Below are 18,462 nucleotides of genomic sequence, written 5' to 3'. Positions count from 1 at the left end.
GTAGATGAATACAACATCAACAATTGATCTGCAACGAGCAGCACAACTATTAAAATTGCTTGGCGATCCGACACGCTTAACGATGATGAAGTTACTCAAGTCGCATGAATGTTGTGTGTGTGAGTTTGTTGAGATTTTTAAGATGAGCCAGCCGGCAATCAGTCAGCACTTGCGTAAACTGCGAGATATTAAGTTAGTTAAGGAAGAACGCAGAGGGCAATGGATTTTTTTCTCGATTAATGAAAGTCATGAAGACTATCCGTTTATTCAAAGCATCCTTGAGCATCTTCCAGACCAGAATGAATCAATTGCTGAACTGGAGGCACAAGGGCTTCGAGTTTGTTGTCCATAAGGAGGAGAAAGTGCGTTGGTTTCAGTTATTACCGCATCATTGATTTTCATAATTACACTTATATTTGTTATTTGGCAGCCTAGAAATCTATCGATTGGTTGGTCTGCTTGCATGGGTGCGGTGGTCGCTTTAGTGGCAGGCGTAGTCGATTTCCAAGATGTTATTGATGTTACAGGAATCGTGTGGAATGCTACGCTTGCTTTCATCGCAATTATAATTATTTCGTTAATCTTAGATGAAATTGGATTTTTCGAGTGGTCTGCTCTACATATGGCTCGATTAGCCAAAGGTAGCGGAATTCGCATGTTTGTTTACGTCAGTCTTTTAGGTGCCGTCGTTGCTGCTTTATTCGCAAACGATGGAGCTGCCCTCATACTTACGCCAATTGTGTTAGCAATGGTACGAAATTTGAATTTCAATGAAAAGATGATTTTTCCATTTATTATTGCCAGTGGTTTTATTGCAGATACCACTTCGCTACCATTGGTCGTGAGTAACTTAGTCAATATTGTTTCAGCGGATTTTTTCGGTATCGGCTTTGTGGAATACGCATCACGTATGATTGTCCCGAATTTGTTTGCATTAGTTGCGAGTATTTTAGTTTTATTGTTATTCTTCCGTAAAAGTATTCCTAAAAACTATGAGGTCTCGGATTTAAAAGAACCGAAGGATGCGATCAAAGATATAAAGTTGTTTCGACTAGCTTGGGTAATCTTAGGCGTATTACTCGTAGGGTATTTCTCTAGTGGGGTTACGGGATTGCCTGTATCTATTATTGCCGGGATTACAGCCATCTTCTTTATGCTTATGGCACAAAGAAGTTCGGCTGTTCATGCAATGCAAGTACTTAAAGGTGCACCTTGGGCCATCGTTTTCTTCTCTGTCGGGATGTACGTGGTCGTTTATGGATTGCGTAATGCGGGTCTGACAAGTGTCTTGGCAGATGTCATTCAAATGGCAGCGAATCAAGGGCTTTTTGTAGCGACGATTTCGATGGGCTTTATCGCGGCGGTTTTATCGTCCATTATGAATAATTTACCTACTGTTATGATTAATGCTTTGGCCATATCGGAAATGAATACAACCGGCTCGATTCGTGAGGCTTTAATTTATGCAAATGTCATTGGATCGGATTTAGGTCCGAAAATCACACCAATCGGTTCACTAGCTACTTTATTATGGTTGCATGTGTTGTCTCAAAAAGGTATGAAAATCTCTTGGGGTAGTTATTTTAAAATAGGTATTATTATAACGATCCCTACACTCCTGATTACACTCATTGGGCTGTATATATGGCTCTCATTCATACAATAAAACACAAAAAAGGGGATTTTTATTATGTCGAAAAAAACACTTTACTTCTTATGTACAGGTAATTCATGCCGTAGCCAAATGGCTGAAGGATGGGGCAAAAAGGTTCTTGGTGAAGAATGGCAAGTTCTCAGTGCAGGAATCGAAGCTCACGGAGTAAATCCAAATGCCATTAAAGCGATGAAAGAGGCTGGCGTCGACATTTCAAATCAAACTTCGGATATGATTGATCCGCAAATCTTAAACAATGCAGATTTTGTAGTCACACTTTGTGGAGATGCTGCTGACAAGTGTCCGATGACACCCCCTCATGTAAAACGCGACCATTGGGGATTTGATGATCCAGCAAAAGCAGAAGGAACGGATGAAGAAAAATGGGCATTCTTCCAGCGGGTACGCGATGAAATTGGTGCTAGGATTGAACGCTTCGCTAAAACAGGTGAATAAGTAAAAATGAAGAAAAATAGTAATGGTTGAAAAAGAGACCACTGAAAAAGTCTCAATTCCACTAATCCCGTTGATTTCCGTTCCGAGCGGACGCTTTCCACTCCAATCAACTAAGTTTCGTTATAAAAAGAAGGTTTTTCAGTGGCCTCGTTGAAAAATCGACCGCATTTTGACCGGAAAAGTTATATAATACTGTACAAGTTGGTATAAAATAAATCAAGGATAAAGATAGAAATCCTTGTGTTATCAGCATTTGTAGCAATACATATCAATCTGTAGAAGCTATTCAGTAAGGGGCGGCATGATGTAAGAAAAACTCTAAACCCCTGATATACAAAGGGTTAGAGCAACTTTCATCAAACCGAGGTCATTTTATTAGTCATAAGCGCCACAAAATCACACTAAATATTGAAGCTTTTCATTAATTCGCTGAATTTTTGAGAGGCTTCTTTTTCTATTCCTTTTGTCATATGTCCATATGTTTTTTTTACTTCTTTTGTCGATGCATGCCATTTTTTCATAACAACTTTTATTAATTTCTAAAATAAGGTTTTAACTTGGATGTATTAATACCTCTATTTCAGCTCAAATACCGAAAGTTTATATAGAGTTTATATAACTTGTTTATGATGAGGAATGTAAATGAAAAGAAGGAGGTTTATTGTATGTTTTTAGCATTAAAAGAATTAAAACATGGTAAGTTACGTTTTACAATGATTGGACTTATCATTGTATTAATCGCATGGCTTGTATTTATCCTTTCAGGTTTAGGAAATGGATTATCTACACTAAGCGCCGCGACGATTAAAAACTGGGAAGCAGAGCATGTGGTTTATGAAAAAGGGGCGGGTGCGAGATTTTCAAAATCATTATTATCTCAATCGATGCAAAGTGAAATTGAAGCTCAGCAGGGAGTAGAAGAAGTTGCACCATTTTCTCAAGCAATGATTGCAATCTTGCCAATTGATGGGGTTGCTGAAGGGGAGGAGAAAGTAGATGCAGCTCTATTAGGTATTGAAGCAAGCTCATTTCTACATCCTGAAGTAATAGAGGGTAAAGCACTTGATCCGAATATTAAAAATGGCGTTGTTGCGAATGTCACATTAAAAAATCAAAATGGCTATGAAATTGGTGATGACATAGCAATTGATGGTTCTGAACTACATGCAGAAATTATTGGTTTTGTGAAAAATGAGACTTTCAACCACTTGCCTTCACTATTTGGAAACATGGATTTTGTTCGGGAGTATAAATATTCCGCACCCGGATCAAATAATGGGGTAGAAGATGCTATCAATGCATTTGCCATATTAGGTAAAGACGTGGATGCCATTCAAATGGAAAAAGAAGTCAATGGCATTGAAGTAGTAACAAAATCCGCAGCTATTAATGGTATGCCAGGTTATACTGCGGAAAATGGTACAATAATGATGATGCTTGTATTCTTAATTGTCATTTCAGCTTTCGTCATTGCAGTATTTTTCTATGTTCTCACCATCCAAAAAATACAGCAATTTGGTGTGATGAAAGCAATTGGTGCTTCAAATGGATTTATCGCAAGAGCAATCGTGGCCCAAGTATTTGTCTTGTCATTTTTGGGTATTTTAGCAGGGATTGGTCTTACATATTTAACTGCGATGGTATTCCCAGAAGAAATGCCATTTAATTTAGATCCTGCATTAGTTATTATATATGCAATCGTACTATTAGTGATTTCAGTTGGCAGTTCATTGTTTTCAGTTCGTCGAATTTCAAAAATAGATCCATTAACAGCGTTAGGGAGGGTTGAATAATGACTTTAAGCATGAAAAATGTCTCAAAAGTATATAAAGAAGGCGAATCTCAAATAATTGCTTTAGATCAAGTGTCAATGGAGGTTGCGTCTGGAGAGTTTGTGGCAATTATAGGCCCATCAGGTTCTGGAAAATCAACATTTCTATCGATTGCTGGTGCGTTATTAAAGCCCTCGCAAGGTGAAGTGGAAATTGATAATAAGAATATCGCAACACTAAAAGACAAAGAGCTTTCCAATTTGCGACTACATGAAATTGGATTTATTTTACAAACGTCTAACCTAATGCCGTATTTAAACGTATTAGACAATTTGCTTCTTATAAAAAAGATGTCGGGTAAAGTAACAAAACAAGATGAAGCCTTTGCAAAAGAATTATTAACAGGGCTTGGTTTGACAAATAAATTCGGAAAACTTCCAAACGAGCTTTCTGGAGGAGAACGTCAACGTGTAGCAATCGCACGTTCATTTATGAATGATTCATCGCTTATTTTAGCCGATGAACCTACTGCATCATTAGATACAAACCGTGCAAATGAGGTCGTTTCCCTTATTTCAAAAGAAGTTAAAGCACGTGGTAAAGCGGCTGTTATGGTAACACATGATGAACGAATGCTAGCAAATTGCGACCGTGTTTACCGCATGGAAGATGGTAAATTAACGTTACAATAAAATGATTAATAGCTTACATGAAACTAAATTCACTAGAAAGTGGAGGCGTTACTATGCAGATTTTATTAGTAGATGATGATTTAGATACATTACAACTGGTATCTATACATTTGGAACGTGCAGGGTATAAAGTGCATATTGCTGACGATGCGGAAGCAGCGCTAACGTTATTAGAAACTTTCAAAGTGGATTTAGCGATTGTAGACGTTATGATGCCAGGAATGAATGGTTTTGAATTAACCGAAATTTTGACAAAAGATTATGAGATTCCTGTTATATTATTGACCGCTAAAGGCCAATTAGTCGATAAAGAAAAAGGGTTTATTGCTGGATCGGAAGATTACATAGTAAAGCCATTTGAACCTAGTGAATTATTATTTAGGGTTGCAGTTGTGTTACGACGGTATGAACGATCAGTAGAAAATTTCATAGAAATCGGAAATGTGAAAATTGATCAAAAAAACTTTGAAGTAATTATTAAAAATGAAACAGTTTTATTGCCTTTGAAAGAATTTGAGCTACTCACTTTTCTAGCATCACGAAGTGGAAAAATCGTACAACGAATTTTTCTGATTGAGCATACATGGGGAATTGATACTGAGGGCAATGACTATACGTTGAATACACATATTAATCGATTGAGGGAGCGATTAATACGTTATGAGGCGGATGTTGAAATTCTAACCGTTCGTGGAATTGGTTATAAATTAGAGATGTTGAAATGAAAACACTTTATCGACAATTTATTAGCGCCACATTATTAATTTTGTTTTGCAGTATCATCGTCGGATTTGCCCTTGCAAATATTATCTACTTTTCAATCTCAAAGGATAATATTAACTCACAAAATGTAAAGTTTGCTCAAGAGGTTGCGAACGGAATTGAAAATATGCATGATTCAAAGGATTCTATGCATGCATATTTATCATTAATCGGTAATTCAGGATATCAACTATATTTAATTTCTAGTTCCGGAGAAAAATATCCTTTTGGTGAAGAATTTCAAAACTTAAAGATACCTCATGAAACAGTTCAAACTATTATTGATGGTGAAATATACCATGGAATGAAATACGCATCGAGTTCATTATTTATGATGGGACATTTTTCCAATCGCTTGGAAAATTCAGTTGGGGTACCTGTTATTACAAAGCAAAACCAATATGCATTATTTTTAAGACCCGATAACAAGTCAATTTTCTCGGATATACATGTTGTTTTAATGAGCTTTGTAGTTGCAATAGCAATAATTAGCTTGCTGGGTGTAGTTATAATGACACGAAAATTAATTCGTCCCATTTCATCGTTAACAGAAGCAACAAAGGCAGTAAAAAATGAGAATTTCAATTATCGATTAAATATTTCTCGAAACGATGAGATAGGTCAATTGGCGGAAAACTTTAATCTAATGCAGCAACAACTTGCTCATAATGATGAATTGCGCAAAGGATTTATCAATGACGTTTCTCATGATTTTCAGTCGCCATTAATGAATATTCAAGGTTATTCTGATCTACTGCAAACTGATGAACTGAGGAAAGAAGAAAGATTACAGTATGCAGCGATTATTCAGCGAGAATCTAAGAGATTATCGAACTTAACAAAACAATTACTCATCTTAACCTCATTAGATCAGCCTTCTTATTCCCTACAAAGGAATAGTGTCCGATTAGATGAACAATTAAAAGAGACTATCAGGAATTCACAATGGCGGATCAATGAACGCGAATTAGAACTATCCTATAAATTAGAACCTGTATCCATTCAAGGCGATGCAGAATTACTCATGAGTGTATGGGATAATTTATTAAGTAATGCTATAAAATATTCTGAGTTTGGAAGTGTTATTTCGATTACGTGCCGACAAGTTCATGACGAAATTCAAATTATTTTCAAAGATTCAGGAATAGGGATTAATAATGAACAACTAACTCAACTTTTTGTCCGCTTTTATCGAGTAGATACAGCAAGAAAGAAAGACGGAACTGGGCTAGGACTATCAATTGTCAAGAAAGTTGTGGAGTTACATGGTGGACAAGTAAATGTAACAAGTAAAATTGGAAAGGGAAGTACATTTGGAATTAAATTACCAATTAGAAGAATCTAAAATTAAGGAAAATAAATGGTCAATCCGATTTTTGAAATAATCGGTACATTTTTAGGGTCGAAAATGAGTGGAAATACGGATTATTCATTGCGTCCGATATATGCACATATATTATTAGTTGGATGGTTATCGGTATTTGCATGGGGAATATTTTATAAAGTCTATACTGTAAAATATAAAAAACTTGTGTCTATACAAGCTATTACAGCAATGCTTGGTGCATTTGGTCTAACGTTAGGTATGTGGATGTATAATTTAAACCCATTTAACTTAAATGAAACATTTGTGATGATTTTTTTCATTGTAGGAGGAACTTTATTATTATTGGCATTTGCATTATTTGTAGTGATTACTTTCTTAACGGAGGATACGAACTAATTTTGTTGACGGGTGTTTGTAAAAAAAATATCCAATATTCATCTTATAATTTTTCATTTAATTGATTCTTCAAAGAAGAAGTTTAAATGCCTTTAGAGAATTTTGATTGGTGGTTACGTTAGGCAACGATATTGAGCGACTGCTACCGATGGAGTTGGGCTTATACACACATCCAATAACGAAGAATGACTTCCTTCGTCGTTTTGTGGAAGGCCAGACAATGATGTATGAACAGAAAGGACAAGAGGTATTAGGGAAAGGTCCGATCATACTTTGTCTGGATCAATCAGGTAGTATGCACAAGCTGGATACCCAATCAAAAAGATTTACATTAGCGCTCATATCGATTGGAAGGAAACAAGGGCTCCGGATTATGAAATTGACTCAGATAAGATAGTAATTCAGAACAATAGACACCTTTTTCATCCATCCACTTTCTTCGACTTACATATTCTTCATGAAAATAGCCTAAATGAGCCGTTGGTCTACCAAAAGAGGTTAATCCCAATCGTGTTGAAACTAGAAATATCTCCAATAGTGATTTGAAACCCCTATTCGGGTTGATTTGATTCATTGTAAACTTCTTTTTATTAAGTATTATATGTCAATTCAAGCCCTTATTAATACAGCACTAATCTGTACTATCTCGGGATTAGATAAGGGAGTTAACACATTCTTAACATATCCCTACGATAATATTGCTACGTATTTTTAACTTCGAGCTTTAACAAAAACAAATGTGTTGACTTTATACCCCGACGGGTATAAAGTGGAGACATCAGGTAAACAAAAAGGAGCCCAAACCATGGAATATGATGACAAAGTTAAAAACAGGTTAAAAAGGATTGAAGGTCAGGTCAAAGGTATTCTGAAAATGATGGATGAGGGCAAAGACTGCAAAGATGTAATCACTCAATTGTCAGCCTCTCGATCGGCGATTGACAGGACAATTGGTGTAATCGTCAGTTCTAATTTGATTGAATGTATTCAACAAATGGAGGACAGTGATTCAAGAACACAAGAGGATATCGTAAGAGAAGCAGTAGACCTACTAGTAAAGAGTCGCTGAAATAATCGACTCTTTTCTTTTTAATAAACATTATACCCTATAGGGTACTTGGAGAGGGAGATTTAATTGACTGAAACGAAAAGAACGACCATTGTATTGTTCAGTGGTGAGTATGACAAAGCAATGGCAGCTTATATTATTGCGAACGGGGCTGCAGCGTATGATCATGAAGTGACGATTTTTCACACGTTTTGGGGTTTGAACGCATTGCGTAAGGATGAACAAGTTGCGCTAAAGAAAGGTTTCTTAGAAAAAATGTTTGGAAAAATGATGCCACGTGGTGCAGATAAAATGGGCATTTCTAAAATGAACTTCGCGGGAATGGGTCCCAAGATGATTAAGCACGTCATTAAAAAGCATAATGCATTGACGCTCCCACAACTTATTGAATTAGCAGAAGAACAGGATATTAAACTTGTTGCTTGTACAATGACAATGGATCTTCTAGGTCTACAGCAAGAAGAACTGTTGGACGGCATTGAATATGCCGGAGTCGCGGCGTATTTAGGCGATGCACAAGACGGCAATGTCAACTTGTTTATTTAACAAACATGAAAAGGAGTTGTTCAAATATGAGACAAATTACAACAGCTGAAATAGCAAAAAAATTACAGGATAATCAATTAATCAATATTATTGATGTACGTGAAGTTGAAGAAGTAGCTGCGGGGAAAATTCCAAATGCTGTAAATATTCCCCTAGGTTTACTTGAGTTCCGAATGAATGAAATGGACAAAGATGCTGAATATATAATGGTATGCCGTTCGGGCGGTCGCAGTGGTAGTGCAACTCAATTCCTTGAAAATTACGGCTATAAAGCGGTCAACATGGTTGGCGGTATGCTTGATTGGGATGGTCCAACCGAATAATTTTTTATAAAAAAACATACCCTAATGGGTATAAGGAGAGTTTATATTGATTCAAACAGATTTCGTTTTGGACGCAAAAGGGCTAGCTTGCCCAATGCCTATTGTCAAAACACGTAAGACTATGAAAGACTTGGAACCCGGAAAGGTTTTGGAAGTGGTGGCGAACGATAAAGGATCGACAGCAGATATTAAAGCATGGGCTGAAAGTGCAGGTCATCACTATCTAGGTACGACAGAGGAAGACGATGTGTTAAAACATTACCTCCGTAAATCGAGTGGAGAGGAAAAGGCTGAAACTAAGCATCCATATATTGCATCACATAACGATTTACAAGTAGTGCTTGACGAAGGCAAGGAGGTGATAGTCCTCGACGTCCGTGAAGCAGCAGAATATGCATTTAGTCATGTTCCAGGTGCACAGTCACTACCACTAGGTGTATTAGGACAGGGTTTTGAGGAGATAGATAAAGAAGCGCAAATCTACGTTGTTTGCCGTACTGGAAACAGAAGTGATACTGCAGCCCAAAAGTTGGCGACCGCGGGTTTCAATAATGTGAGAAATGTGATTCCAGGCATGAGTGAGTGGAAAGGCGCTACAGAAAAGTCTTTATAATTACCAACAAAAAAATATATATACATTTGGGAGGTATATAGAAGATGGCAGTTACAGCAAGAACAGCAGGTGAAATCACTAAAAAAGTGATCAATAAGGAAGGGCTTTTTATCCTTGACGTACGAAACCAGGACGCCTTTGAAGATTGGAAAATTGAAGGTGAAAACGTACAATACTTGAACATTCCGTATTTCGATCTTCTGGATGGTGTAGAAGAAATCATGGAACAATTACCGAAGGATCAAGAAATCTTGGTCGCTTGTGCAAAAGAAGGTTCTTCTATTATGATTGCTGAAATGTTAGACGAGAAGGGTGTTCCGGCATCTTATTTGGCAGGAGGCATGAAAGCGTGGAGTGAACACTTGGAACCAGTGAAAGTTGGGGAAGTAAAAGGTGGCGGAGAAGTTTACCAATTTGTCCGTATCGGTAAAGGTTGCTTGTCCTACATGATTATTTCTAATGGTGAGGCGGCTGTCGTTGATGCCACTCGTATGACAGATGTATTCCTTGACTTTGCAAAAGAACAAAATGCGACAATCAAACACGTTTTTGATACGCATTTGCATGCAGATCATATTTCAGGCGGACGTAAACTTGCTGCAGCTGTGAACGGGACGTATTGGCTACCACCGAAAGATGCCGGCGAGGTAATCTTTGAATATGAAGCATTAGAAGAGGGTAAAGACGTTCAAATCGGAAATACCACAATTGTGATTCAACCGCTTTATTCACCAGGACATACGATTGGATCTACATCTTTTATCGTGGATGATCACTATCTTCTATCAGGTGATATTTTGTTCATCGACTCCATCGGCCGTCCGGACTTGGCGGGACTTGCAGAAGACTGGGTAAATGATTTACGTGAGTCATTATACAAACGTTACAAGCAATTATCGGATGATTTAGTTGTTCTCCCGGCTCACTTCATGATCATGGAAGAATTGAATGATGATGGTAGTGTTTCTGAAATACTAGGAACGCTTTACGCGGAAAATCATGGTTTGAATATCGAGGACGAGGTGGAATTCAGACAGCTCGTAACGGGTAATTTGCCACCACAACCGAATGCGTATCAAGAGATCCGACGAATGAATATGGGAATTATCATGCCGGACGAAGAGACACAACGTGAAATGGAAATCGGACCAAATCGCTGTGCAGTAAGATAAAGGGAGCGAATGAAAAATGAATGTTGTAAAAGTGTTGGATGCAAAGGGGTTGGCTTGCCCAATGCCAGTAGTGCGTGCACGTAAAGAGATTAAAGTGATGGCAACGGGAGAAGTATTGGAAGTTTTGGCAACTGACAAAGGGTCTGTTGCAGACTTGGCAGCGTGGTCTAAATCTGGCGGTCATACACTTCTAGATCAATTCGAAGAGGCGGGCGTCTTTAAGTTTTATATTCAAAAAGGATAAGAAAAATCGAAAGGGTGTTTTATAAAAAGATACCCTTTCTCTTTTTTGAAAGAAAGTAAAAGCTATATTACATTTAAATCACTTTATTGGAGGAATTGAGATGTCAAAAAAAGTAGCGATTATTGCAAGTAACGGTGGATTATTTGATGCGTACAAAGTATTTAATATTGCGACAGCAGCTGCTGCAAGCGAGGCGGAAGTAGGTATTTTCTTTACGTTCGATGGTTTACAATTAGTGCATAAAGAGGCGCATAAGCAATTGCCGATTCCTGAAGGCCGTGAAGCAATCCGTGAAGGCTTTAAGCAGCAGAATGTCCCTTCTATTTCTGAATTGATTGAAATTGCACAAGAAATGGACGTAAAGTTTATTGTCTGCCAAATGACAATGGATGTCATGAATATGACGAAAGATGAGTTTGTAGAAGGAATAGAAGTAGCAGGAGCCGCTAGTTTCATCCATTTTGCTTCCGATGCCGATATCTCTTTAACGTTTTGATTATCCAGAGTATGCAAGTAGTGGGAATGGAAAGGAGAGAAAATCGTGCTGAAGAAGTTAATACCTGCTTTGATGTGGATGCATGACTATAAAAAATCCGACCTGAGTGGAGACTTATCGGCTGGTTTCATTGTTGCCGTCATGTTAATCCCTCAGGGCATGGCCTATGCCATGCTAGCCGGGCTTCCTCCGGTTATTGGGCTATATGCTTCAACAATCCCACTCTTAGTTTATGCATTGTTTGGAACATCGCGGCAATTGGCAGTAGGTCCAGTTGCGATGGTATCGTTATTGGTATTGGCAGGCGTGTCTACGCTCGCGGAACCAGGCACGGAATCATATATTTCACTCGTCCTTCTGCTGATGCTTATGGTTGGGGTCATCCAATTTTTAATGGGGGTTTTGAAGCTAGGATTTATAGTGAATTTTTTGTCTCATGCTGTAATTAGTGGTTTCACGTCAGCCGCAGCCATTATTATTGGATTGAGTCAATTGAAGCATTTGCTTGGAGTGAAGTTAGAATCGAATCAAGTGTTTTTGGTACTTTGGGAAGCCATCCGGAAAATAGCAGAAATTAACCCCATATCATTTGCCATTGGAGCGGGTAGTATCATCCTTCTGGTCACGCTGAAAAAAGTTCTTCCGAGAGTTCCAGGACCACTTGTTGTCGTTGTTTTAAGCAGTATCATCGTTTATCTGTTCCAATTACAAAATGCAGGTGTAAGTATTGTCGGCGAGGTTCCGAAGGGTTTACCATCGCTGTCTGTGCCAATGTTCAATATGGACTCCATTTTACTGTTACTGCCGATTGCATTGACCATTTCATTTATCGGTTTCATGGAATCGATTGCGATGGCCAAGGCGATTGCAGCGAAAGAAAAGTATAAGATTGTACCGAATAAGGAATTGGTTGGATTAGGTCTTGCAAACGTTGCAGGATCATTCTTTTCTGGTTATCCAGTGACAGGCGGATTTTCACGCTCTGCTGTGAACTATCAAGCCGGAGCGCGAACGCCTCTTGCGACGATGATTACAGCAGTGCTTATTCTTCTCACGTTGTTGTTCTTTACAGACTTTTTCTATTACTTGCCGAACACGGTTTTAGCGGCAATTATTATGGTCGCTGTTTATGGATTAATCGATTTTAAAGAAGCGAAAGGCTTATTCAAAGTTCATAAACTCGATGGTGGGACATGGGCTGTCACATTTATCGCAACGTTATTTATCGGGATTGAACAGGGAATTTTAGCCGGTCTTGCTTTTTCATTGGTCGTGTTCATTGCAAGAAGTGCCTATCCGCATATGGCCGAGTTAGGTTTTTTAAAAAACGAAGAGGTTTTTCGTAATGTGAAGCGATTCCCAGAGGCGGAAACGGATCCAGAGGTTTTGATATACCGGATTGACGCATCTTTGTATTTTGCTAATATGAACTTTATCGAAGAAAAGCTTTGTGAGCGAGTCGCGGAAAGTCCAGCGTTAAAGTGGATTCTTCTTGATTTCTCAGGGGTAAATTCAATCGACGCAGTAGCCATTCATGCACTAGAAGACATGATGGACAACTGTTCGAAAGGTCAGATCAAGGTCTACTTTGCAGGGATTAAAGGGCCTGTTCGGGACTTGTTAAAAAAAGCGGGTTGGAACGAAAAGTACGCAGATCGCATGCAATACGTATCGATTGCGCATGTCTTATCATCAATTGGGAAGTAAGGGGGGAGCCACATTGGCAAGTCAAGACTTTCGTAATAAAAATGAAGAATTCATCCGGATGGCGAAGGAAACAAATCCAGATTTTTTTGAGGAATTGAAAAATGGTCAAAGTCCTGAATATTTCGTTCTTTCTTGCAGTGATTCCCGTGTGAGTCCATCAGTCATCACGCAATTGCCTTTAGGCCAAATGTTTGTGCATCGTAATATCGCCAATCAAGTGGTGGCAGCGGATGAGAGTTTTGCGGCGAGTCTCTTCTTTGCCATCCGGCATCTAAAGGTGAAAAAGATTATTATCAAAGGGCATACGAGCTGTGGCGGTGTGAAAGCGGCGATGGAGCGCAATCATGAAAAGGAGTTACAGAAGTGGGTTTCCCATATTCAAGAAAGCTTGCCTACCAATTTTGAGACTGAAAGCATGGATTTAGACGAACTGAGTAAACAAAATGTATTGCGACAAGTGAAGAAATTAAAAAAACATCCTATTTATATAAAATATGGTCAGAATGTCGAAGTGCAAGGGTACTTGTTCCATGTTGAATCGGGAGAATTAGAACGCCTGGCTTAAAGGCTAGGTACGGTGATTAGCTTCTTGTAAAGAGATGTACTCTTTTAGCAAGAAATTGCAATCTCTCGGTTAGAGTGCACCTCTTTATGCCACGGTCAAAAGGGTTAAGGTCTTTAAACTTATGTTTTGTATGGCATTCTAAGTGTGTACCATTATGAAAATTCCTCTCATTGCAACTCTAGCTGCCTCAATGATACACGAAATTTTATAATAGCCATTTTTTTGTCTGAATTTAGGTGGCTAAGTAGAATCTATAACTAGTCTTAAAAACTAAATATTGACAGTATACCTGCGAGGGTATATAGTTGGCGTTGTATGAGAAAGTAGTTCTAATAGTTCGCACTTTTTATTTAGAAGTTAATATACCCCTATCGGTATGGGAATGCAGTTGTGAAATGTTGAATGGCTCAGATAATAGATAGAAGAAAGGAAGATTCTTAATGGGGAAAAAAATTTAGTTGTTGGAGGAGTTGCAGGAGGCGCTTCTGCGCCGGCAAGGGTAAGAAGACTGGATGAGACGGCGGAAATTATTATGTTTGAAAAAGGACCGCACGTTTCTTTTTCGAATTGTGCACTCCCTTATCATTTGAGTGGTGTTGTGGAAAACAGCGAAGACCTCGTTTTAATATCTCCTGAAACTTTCAAAAAAAGATACAATATTGAAGCAAAAGTTCATCAAGAAGTGATGGAAATTAACCGCGATTCGAAAACAATAACTGTCAAAAATACACTCAATAACGAAACGTATGTGGAAAGCTATGATAAATTGGTTCTTTCACCCGGGGCTGCCCCTATTCGTCCTAATATAGAAGGGGTAAATGAAGACAATGTTTTTACAGTACGTAACGTTGTTGATATAGAGAGACTTAATACGTTTATAAAGCAAAAAGGTCTTAAAGATATTGCCGTAATTGGGGGTGGTTTCATCGGTGTTGAGGTCGCAGAGAATTTGAAGTTGGCAGGATACAATATTTCTTTAGTTGAATTTGCAAATCAAATGATGATGCCGTTAGATTATGGTATGGTGAAAATTCTGCATAAAGAGATGGTCGATAATGAAGTGAATCTAATTTTAAATGATGGATTGAAGAAAGTCGGAGACGGGTATATTCAAACGCAATCAGGCAAGAAAGTAAAGGCCGAAGCTGTTGTACTGGCAATTGGTGTAAGACCAGAAATTACGTTAGCCCAAAATGCAGATTTTGAAATCGGTGAGACAGGCGTAATAAAAGTGGATCACAATTATGTAACAAGCGATAAAGATATTTACGCTGTTGGTGATGCGATTGAAGTTTACCATAAACTGACACAGACAACTACTCGACTCGCATTGGCAGGTCCTGCGCAGAAGCAAGCGAGAGCGGCTGCAGATCATATGTATGGAATACCAAATCAAAATAAAGGGGTCATTGGCTCATCTTCTATGCATTTGTTTGATCTCAATGTTGGATCAACGGGTTTAAATGAGCGAATGGCTGAAAGTGCTGGCATTAGCTATGATTCTGTCTATATTATTCCCGCTGACAAGGTTGGATTAATGTTAAACAGCAGTCCGATGTATTTTAAATTAGTATACGAAGTTCCAACAGGGAAAATATTAGGGGCGCAAGCAATTGGTAAAGGAAATGTTGATAAGCGGATTGACGTCATTGCAACGATGATTACAATGAATGGGACATTAGAGGATTTGAAAGATCTAGAACTGTCCTACTCTCCTATGATGGGAACAGCCAAAGATGTTGTCAATCATGCAGCGTTAGTGGCACTCAATCAATTGTACGGAAGATACAAAGAGGTGAAAGTTTCACAAGTTCGGGAGTTGGTTGAAAATAATGCCTTTGTTATTGATGCAAGAGAACAAGACGAATATAATGGAGGACATTTAAAAAATGCAGTGAATATCCCATTGAGCGAATTTAGAGACCGTTTGGATGAAATTCCAAAGGATCAACCTGTATATATCCATTGTCGTTCTGGGCAACGCGGTTATAAGATGGTTATCGCACTTGAAAACTTAGGATTTGAAAATGTGTTTAATATTTCCGGATCCTATTTAGGTATTTGCCTATATGAATATCACGATGACTTAGTTACTGGCAGGGAAAAAATTGTAACGGAATACAATTTTAAATAATTTTAGTAGTTGAGTCAATTTCATAATTACTCAATTCTCTAGTATGAAAATGATTCAGTTAAATTAACTATTAATGAATAAGGAGTTAGAGGTTGCAGAATGGACATCATACAATGGGTCGTTATTATATTTTTAGTTGTTTTTGTTACTTATCGTTTCATTCCAACAAAAGGAATTACGAATATTACCATACAGGAAACAAAGGATAAATTTAAAGATAAGAAGGTTCAATTTATTGATGTACGTACACCTGGAGAATATAGGGCGAACCATCGCCCGCAGTTTAAAAACATATCCCTCTCAGAGTTGCCCAAAAAAACTAATAAGATGGACAAAAACAAAGAGGTAGTTGTCATTTGTCAAAGCGGAATGAGAAGTATAAAAGCGGCAAAAATACTAAGAAAGCAAGGTTTTAAAAAAGTTTGTAATGTAAAAGGCGGTATGAGTGCTTGGTTTTAAGAGAGAATGAAGGGTTTAAGATGAATGAAATAACACCAATGGAAGTCGAAAAGAAATTAAATACAAACCAACAGATTCACATAATCGATGTGCGTGAATTAGATGAAGTGAAAGAGGTAAGAATAGTGGGAGCAATCCACATTCCACTTGGATTATTGGAGTTCCGAATGCATGAATTGGATAAAGGAACTGTGTACACGATGGTATGCCTTTCAGGTGGATGAAGTGGAAGAGCTGCACAATTGCTTGATAGTCACGGTTATAAAGTAATGAATATGGTTGGCGGTATGAATGATTGGGAAGGTCCAATGGAATAAGTATATTTTTTGAAACTTAATATACCTAAACGTGAAGGGAGAAGATGACATGATAGAAACTAATTTAGTACTTGACGCAAAAGGATTGGCTTGTCCAATGCCGATTGTTAAAACAAGAAAGATTATGAAAGAGTTAGCACAAGGAAATGTGTTAGAAGTGCAAGCAACGGATAAAGGATCCACAGCAGATTTAAAAGCGTGGGCTGAAAGTTCGGGGCATGACTACTTAGGAACAACAGAAGCCGATGGAATTCTTAAACACTATTTACGTAAAGCAGGTGGAGAAGAAAAAATCGAGAAAAAATATCCACATATCGTCTCTAACAAGGAGCTTCAAGGGATTTTGGAAGGAAATAGAGAGGTACTTGTCCTTGATGTTCGCGAATCAGCAGAATTTGCGTTCGGCCACATCGCAGGCGCACAGTCGCTTCCGCTTGGGGATGTCGAAACTTCGTTAAGTGACCTTAATAAAGAAGCGGAGATTTATGTTGTTTGTCGAACGGGAAATCGTAGTGATCTTGTTGCTCAAAAGCTATCAAAAGCCGGTTTTACACAGGTTGTTAACGTTATACCAGGTATGAGCGAGTGGAACGGTTCAATTGAAAAATTACTTTAGGGGGTGTAGAAATGACCGTTAAATCTATGACAGCAAGTGAAATTGCAAAAAAAGTAGTGAACAAAGAAGCATTTTTCATAGTAGACGTTCGGAATGAGGACGTTTTTAAAGATTGGAAAATTGAAGGAGAGAAGATCGGGTATCTGAACATCCCTTATTTTGATTTGCTTGATGGGGTTGAAGAGATAATGAACAAGCTTCCGCTGGATCAAGACATTGTCGTGGTTTGTGCAAAAGAAGGCTCATCGATCATGATCGCAGAGATGATTGCTGAAGAAGGACGCGCTGTTCATTATTTGACAGGCGGTATGAAAGCATGGAGCGAACATTTAGAGCCAATTAAAGTTGGAAACTTGAAAGATGGCGGAGAGATATACCAGTTTGTTCGGATTGGAAAAGGTTGCCTGTCGTACATGATTATTTCGAACGGTGAAGCGGCAATTGTTGATGCAACACGAATGACTGATGTATTCATTGATTTCGCTAAAAAGATGGATGTTACAATCAAGCACGTGCTTGATACACATCTTCACGCGGATCATATTTCAGGCGGCCGTAAAATTGCGGAAGCGACAGGTGGCATGTACTGGTTGCCGCCAAAAGATGCAGAAGAAGTTACATTTACTTATGAACCGTTGGAAGAAGGAAACACAATTACAATCGGTAATACAACGATTGATATTCAGCCATTATATTCACCAGGGCATACGATTGGTTCGACTTCCTTTATCGTAGATGACTCGTATTTATTGTCCGGAGATATTTTGTTTATCGACTCGATTGGACGGCCGGATTTAGCAGGATTGGCGGAAGACTGGGTAGGCGATTTAAGGGAAACGTTGTATACACGTTATAAGAAATTGGCAGAGAATCTCATAGTTTTACCAGCTCACTTTATGATTCTAGAAGAGTTAAATGATGATGGAAGTGTATCCGAAAAACTGGGCACGTTGTATACCGAAAATCATGGATTGAAAATTGAAGATGAGGCAGCGTTTAGGGAAATGGTAACAGGGAACCTACCACCTCAGCCAAACGCCTACCAAGAAATCCGTGAAATGAATATGGGGAAAATAAAACCAGATGAAGAAACGCAACGTGAAATGGAAATCGGACCGAATCGTTGTGCAGTTAGATAATCA

Annotated in this window: 22 protein-coding genes and 2 pseudogenes; 23 read left to right on the top strand and 1 reads right to left on the bottom strand. The window is 38.3% G+C overall.

Annotation, left to right across the window (positions count from 1 at the left end; translation table 11 throughout):
- Positions 1-4: 4 nt before the first annotated feature.
- From MKZ26_RS10580 to MKZ26_RS10540, 9 genes are all read left to right on the top strand, one after another.
- Positions 5-352, top strand: coding sequence for an ArsR/SmtB family transcription factor (locus tag MKZ26_RS10580; protein ID WP_340766154.1), 348 nt, complete (start codon positions 5-7; stop codon positions 350-352).
- Positions 353-367: 15 nt separating this feature from the next.
- A complete protein-coding gene (locus tag MKZ26_RS10575; protein WP_340766153.1) occupies positions 368-1,666 on the top strand; it encodes an arsenic transporter in 1,299 nt (432 codons plus the stop codon).
- A 24-nt stretch (positions 1,667-1,690) separates the two neighbouring features.
- Positions 1,691-2,110: an arsenate reductase (thioredoxin) gene (arsC, locus tag MKZ26_RS10570; RefSeq protein ID WP_340766152.1), complete on the top strand. Its 420-nt coding sequence runs from the start codon at positions 1,691-1,693 to the stop codon at positions 2,108-2,110.
- 665 nt (positions 2,111-2,775) lie between these two features.
- A complete protein-coding gene (locus tag MKZ26_RS10565) occupies positions 2,776-3,903 on the top strand; it encodes an ABC transporter permease (protein ID WP_340766151.1) in 1,128 nt (375 codons plus the stop codon).
- Positions 3,903-4,574, top strand: a complete 672-nt coding sequence (locus MKZ26_RS10560; RefSeq protein WP_340766150.1) for an ABC transporter ATP-binding protein — start codon at positions 3,903-3,905, stop codon at positions 4,572-4,574. Before MKZ26_RS10565 ends, MKZ26_RS10560 begins: the two co-directional genes overlap by 1 nt.
- Positions 4,575-4,627: 53 nt before the next feature.
- The gene (locus MKZ26_RS10555; protein ID WP_340766149.1) at positions 4,628-5,299 is read left to right on the top strand and encodes a response regulator transcription factor; all 672 of its coding nucleotides are present in this window, start codon (positions 4,628-4,630) and stop codon (positions 5,297-5,299) included.
- Positions 5,296-6,681, top strand: coding sequence for a sensor histidine kinase (locus MKZ26_RS10550; RefSeq protein WP_340766148.1), 1,386 nt, complete (start codon positions 5,296-5,298; stop codon positions 6,679-6,681). The genes MKZ26_RS10555 and MKZ26_RS10550 overlap by 4 nt, the downstream gene beginning before the upstream one ends.
- Positions 6,682-6,696: 15 nt before the next feature.
- Positions 6,697-7,059, top strand: a complete 363-nt coding sequence (locus tag MKZ26_RS10545; RefSeq protein WP_340766147.1) for a hypothetical protein — start codon at positions 6,697-6,699, stop codon at positions 7,057-7,059.
- Between the two features lie 106 nt (positions 7,060-7,165).
- Complete coding sequence (locus MKZ26_RS10540) at positions 7,166-7,456, top strand: hypothetical protein (RefSeq protein ID WP_340767722.1); 291 nt, start codon at positions 7,166-7,168, stop codon at positions 7,454-7,456.
- 21 nt (positions 7,457-7,477) lie between these two features.
- On the opposite strand, the pseudogene MKZ26_RS10535 reads toward MKZ26_RS10540, so the two are convergent.
- Positions 7,478-7,633, bottom strand: a pseudogene (locus MKZ26_RS10535) (chromate transporter); the annotation flags it as partial.
- Between the two features lie 231 nt (positions 7,634-7,864).
- Between MKZ26_RS10535 and MKZ26_RS10530 the strand changes: the two are divergent.
- The 14 genes and pseudogenes from MKZ26_RS10530 (at position 7,865) to MKZ26_RS10465 (ending at position 18,459) form a co-directional block, all read left to right on the top strand.
- Positions 7,865-8,128: a metal-sensitive transcriptional regulator gene (locus tag MKZ26_RS10530; protein ID WP_340766146.1), complete on the top strand. Its 264-nt coding sequence runs from the start codon at positions 7,865-7,867 to the stop codon at positions 8,126-8,128.
- Between the two features lie 66 nt (positions 8,129-8,194).
- The gene (locus tag MKZ26_RS10525) at positions 8,195-8,674 is read left to right on the top strand and encodes a DsrE/DsrF/DrsH-like family protein (protein WP_340766145.1); all 480 of its coding nucleotides are present in this window, start codon (positions 8,195-8,197) and stop codon (positions 8,672-8,674) included.
- 26 nt (positions 8,675-8,700) lie between these two features.
- Entirely contained in the window at positions 8,701-8,997 is a 297-nt protein-coding gene (locus tag MKZ26_RS10520) for a rhodanese-like domain-containing protein (protein ID WP_340766144.1), read from the top strand.
- Between the two features lie 43 nt (positions 8,998-9,040).
- Positions 9,041-9,610: a sulfurtransferase TusA family protein gene (locus MKZ26_RS10515; RefSeq protein ID WP_340767640.1), complete on the top strand. Its 570-nt coding sequence runs from the start codon at positions 9,041-9,043 to the stop codon at positions 9,608-9,610.
- Positions 9,611-9,654: 44 nt separating this feature from the next.
- Entirely contained in the window at positions 9,655-10,782 is a 1,128-nt protein-coding gene (locus MKZ26_RS10510; RefSeq protein ID WP_340766143.1) for an MBL fold metallo-hydrolase, read from the top strand.
- Positions 10,783-10,798: 16 nt separating this feature from the next.
- Positions 10,799-11,026 (top strand): sulfurtransferase TusA family protein, encoded by a 228-nt coding sequence (locus MKZ26_RS10505; protein ID WP_340766142.1) that lies wholly within the window; start codon positions 10,799-10,801, stop codon positions 11,024-11,026.
- 100 nt (positions 11,027-11,126) lie between these two features.
- Complete coding sequence (locus tag MKZ26_RS10500; protein WP_340766141.1) at positions 11,127-11,522, top strand: DsrE/DsrF/DrsH-like family protein; 396 nt, start codon at positions 11,127-11,129, stop codon at positions 11,520-11,522.
- Positions 11,523-11,567: 45 nt separating this feature from the next.
- Entirely contained in the window at positions 11,568-13,229 is a 1,662-nt protein-coding gene (locus tag MKZ26_RS10495) for a SulP family inorganic anion transporter (protein WP_340766140.1), read from the top strand.
- 13 nt (positions 13,230-13,242) lie between these two features.
- A complete protein-coding gene (locus MKZ26_RS10490) occupies positions 13,243-13,794 on the top strand; it encodes a carbonic anhydrase (protein ID WP_340766139.1) in 552 nt (183 codons plus the stop codon).
- Between the two features lie 433 nt (positions 13,795-14,227).
- Complete coding sequence (locus tag MKZ26_RS10485) at positions 14,228-15,928, top strand: FAD-dependent oxidoreductase (protein WP_340767639.1); 1,701 nt, start codon at positions 14,228-14,230, stop codon at positions 15,926-15,928.
- A 99-nt stretch (positions 15,929-16,027) separates the two neighbouring features.
- The gene (locus MKZ26_RS10480) at positions 16,028-16,387 is read left to right on the top strand and encodes a rhodanese-like domain-containing protein (RefSeq protein WP_340766138.1); all 360 of its coding nucleotides are present in this window, start codon (positions 16,028-16,030) and stop codon (positions 16,385-16,387) included.
- Between the two features lie 20 nt (positions 16,388-16,407).
- Positions 16,408-16,704: pseudogene (locus MKZ26_RS10475) on the top strand (rhodanese-like domain-containing protein).
- 49 nt (positions 16,705-16,753) lie between these two features.
- Positions 16,754-17,320: a sulfurtransferase TusA family protein gene (locus MKZ26_RS10470; RefSeq protein WP_340766137.1), complete on the top strand. Its 567-nt coding sequence runs from the start codon at positions 16,754-16,756 to the stop codon at positions 17,318-17,320.
- A gap of 11 nt (positions 17,321-17,331) precedes the next feature.
- A complete protein-coding gene (locus MKZ26_RS10465) occupies positions 17,332-18,459 on the top strand; it encodes an MBL fold metallo-hydrolase (RefSeq protein WP_340766136.1) in 1,128 nt (375 codons plus the stop codon).
- Positions 18,460-18,462: the final 3 nt, after the last annotated feature.

The organism is Sporosarcina sp. FSL K6-6792, from assembly GCF_038004885.1.
GTDB classification, from domain to species: Bacteria; Bacillota; Bacilli; order Bacillales_A; family Planococcaceae; genus Sporosarcina; species Sporosarcina psychrophila.
This window is presented reverse-complemented; position numbering and strand designations above follow the sequence as displayed.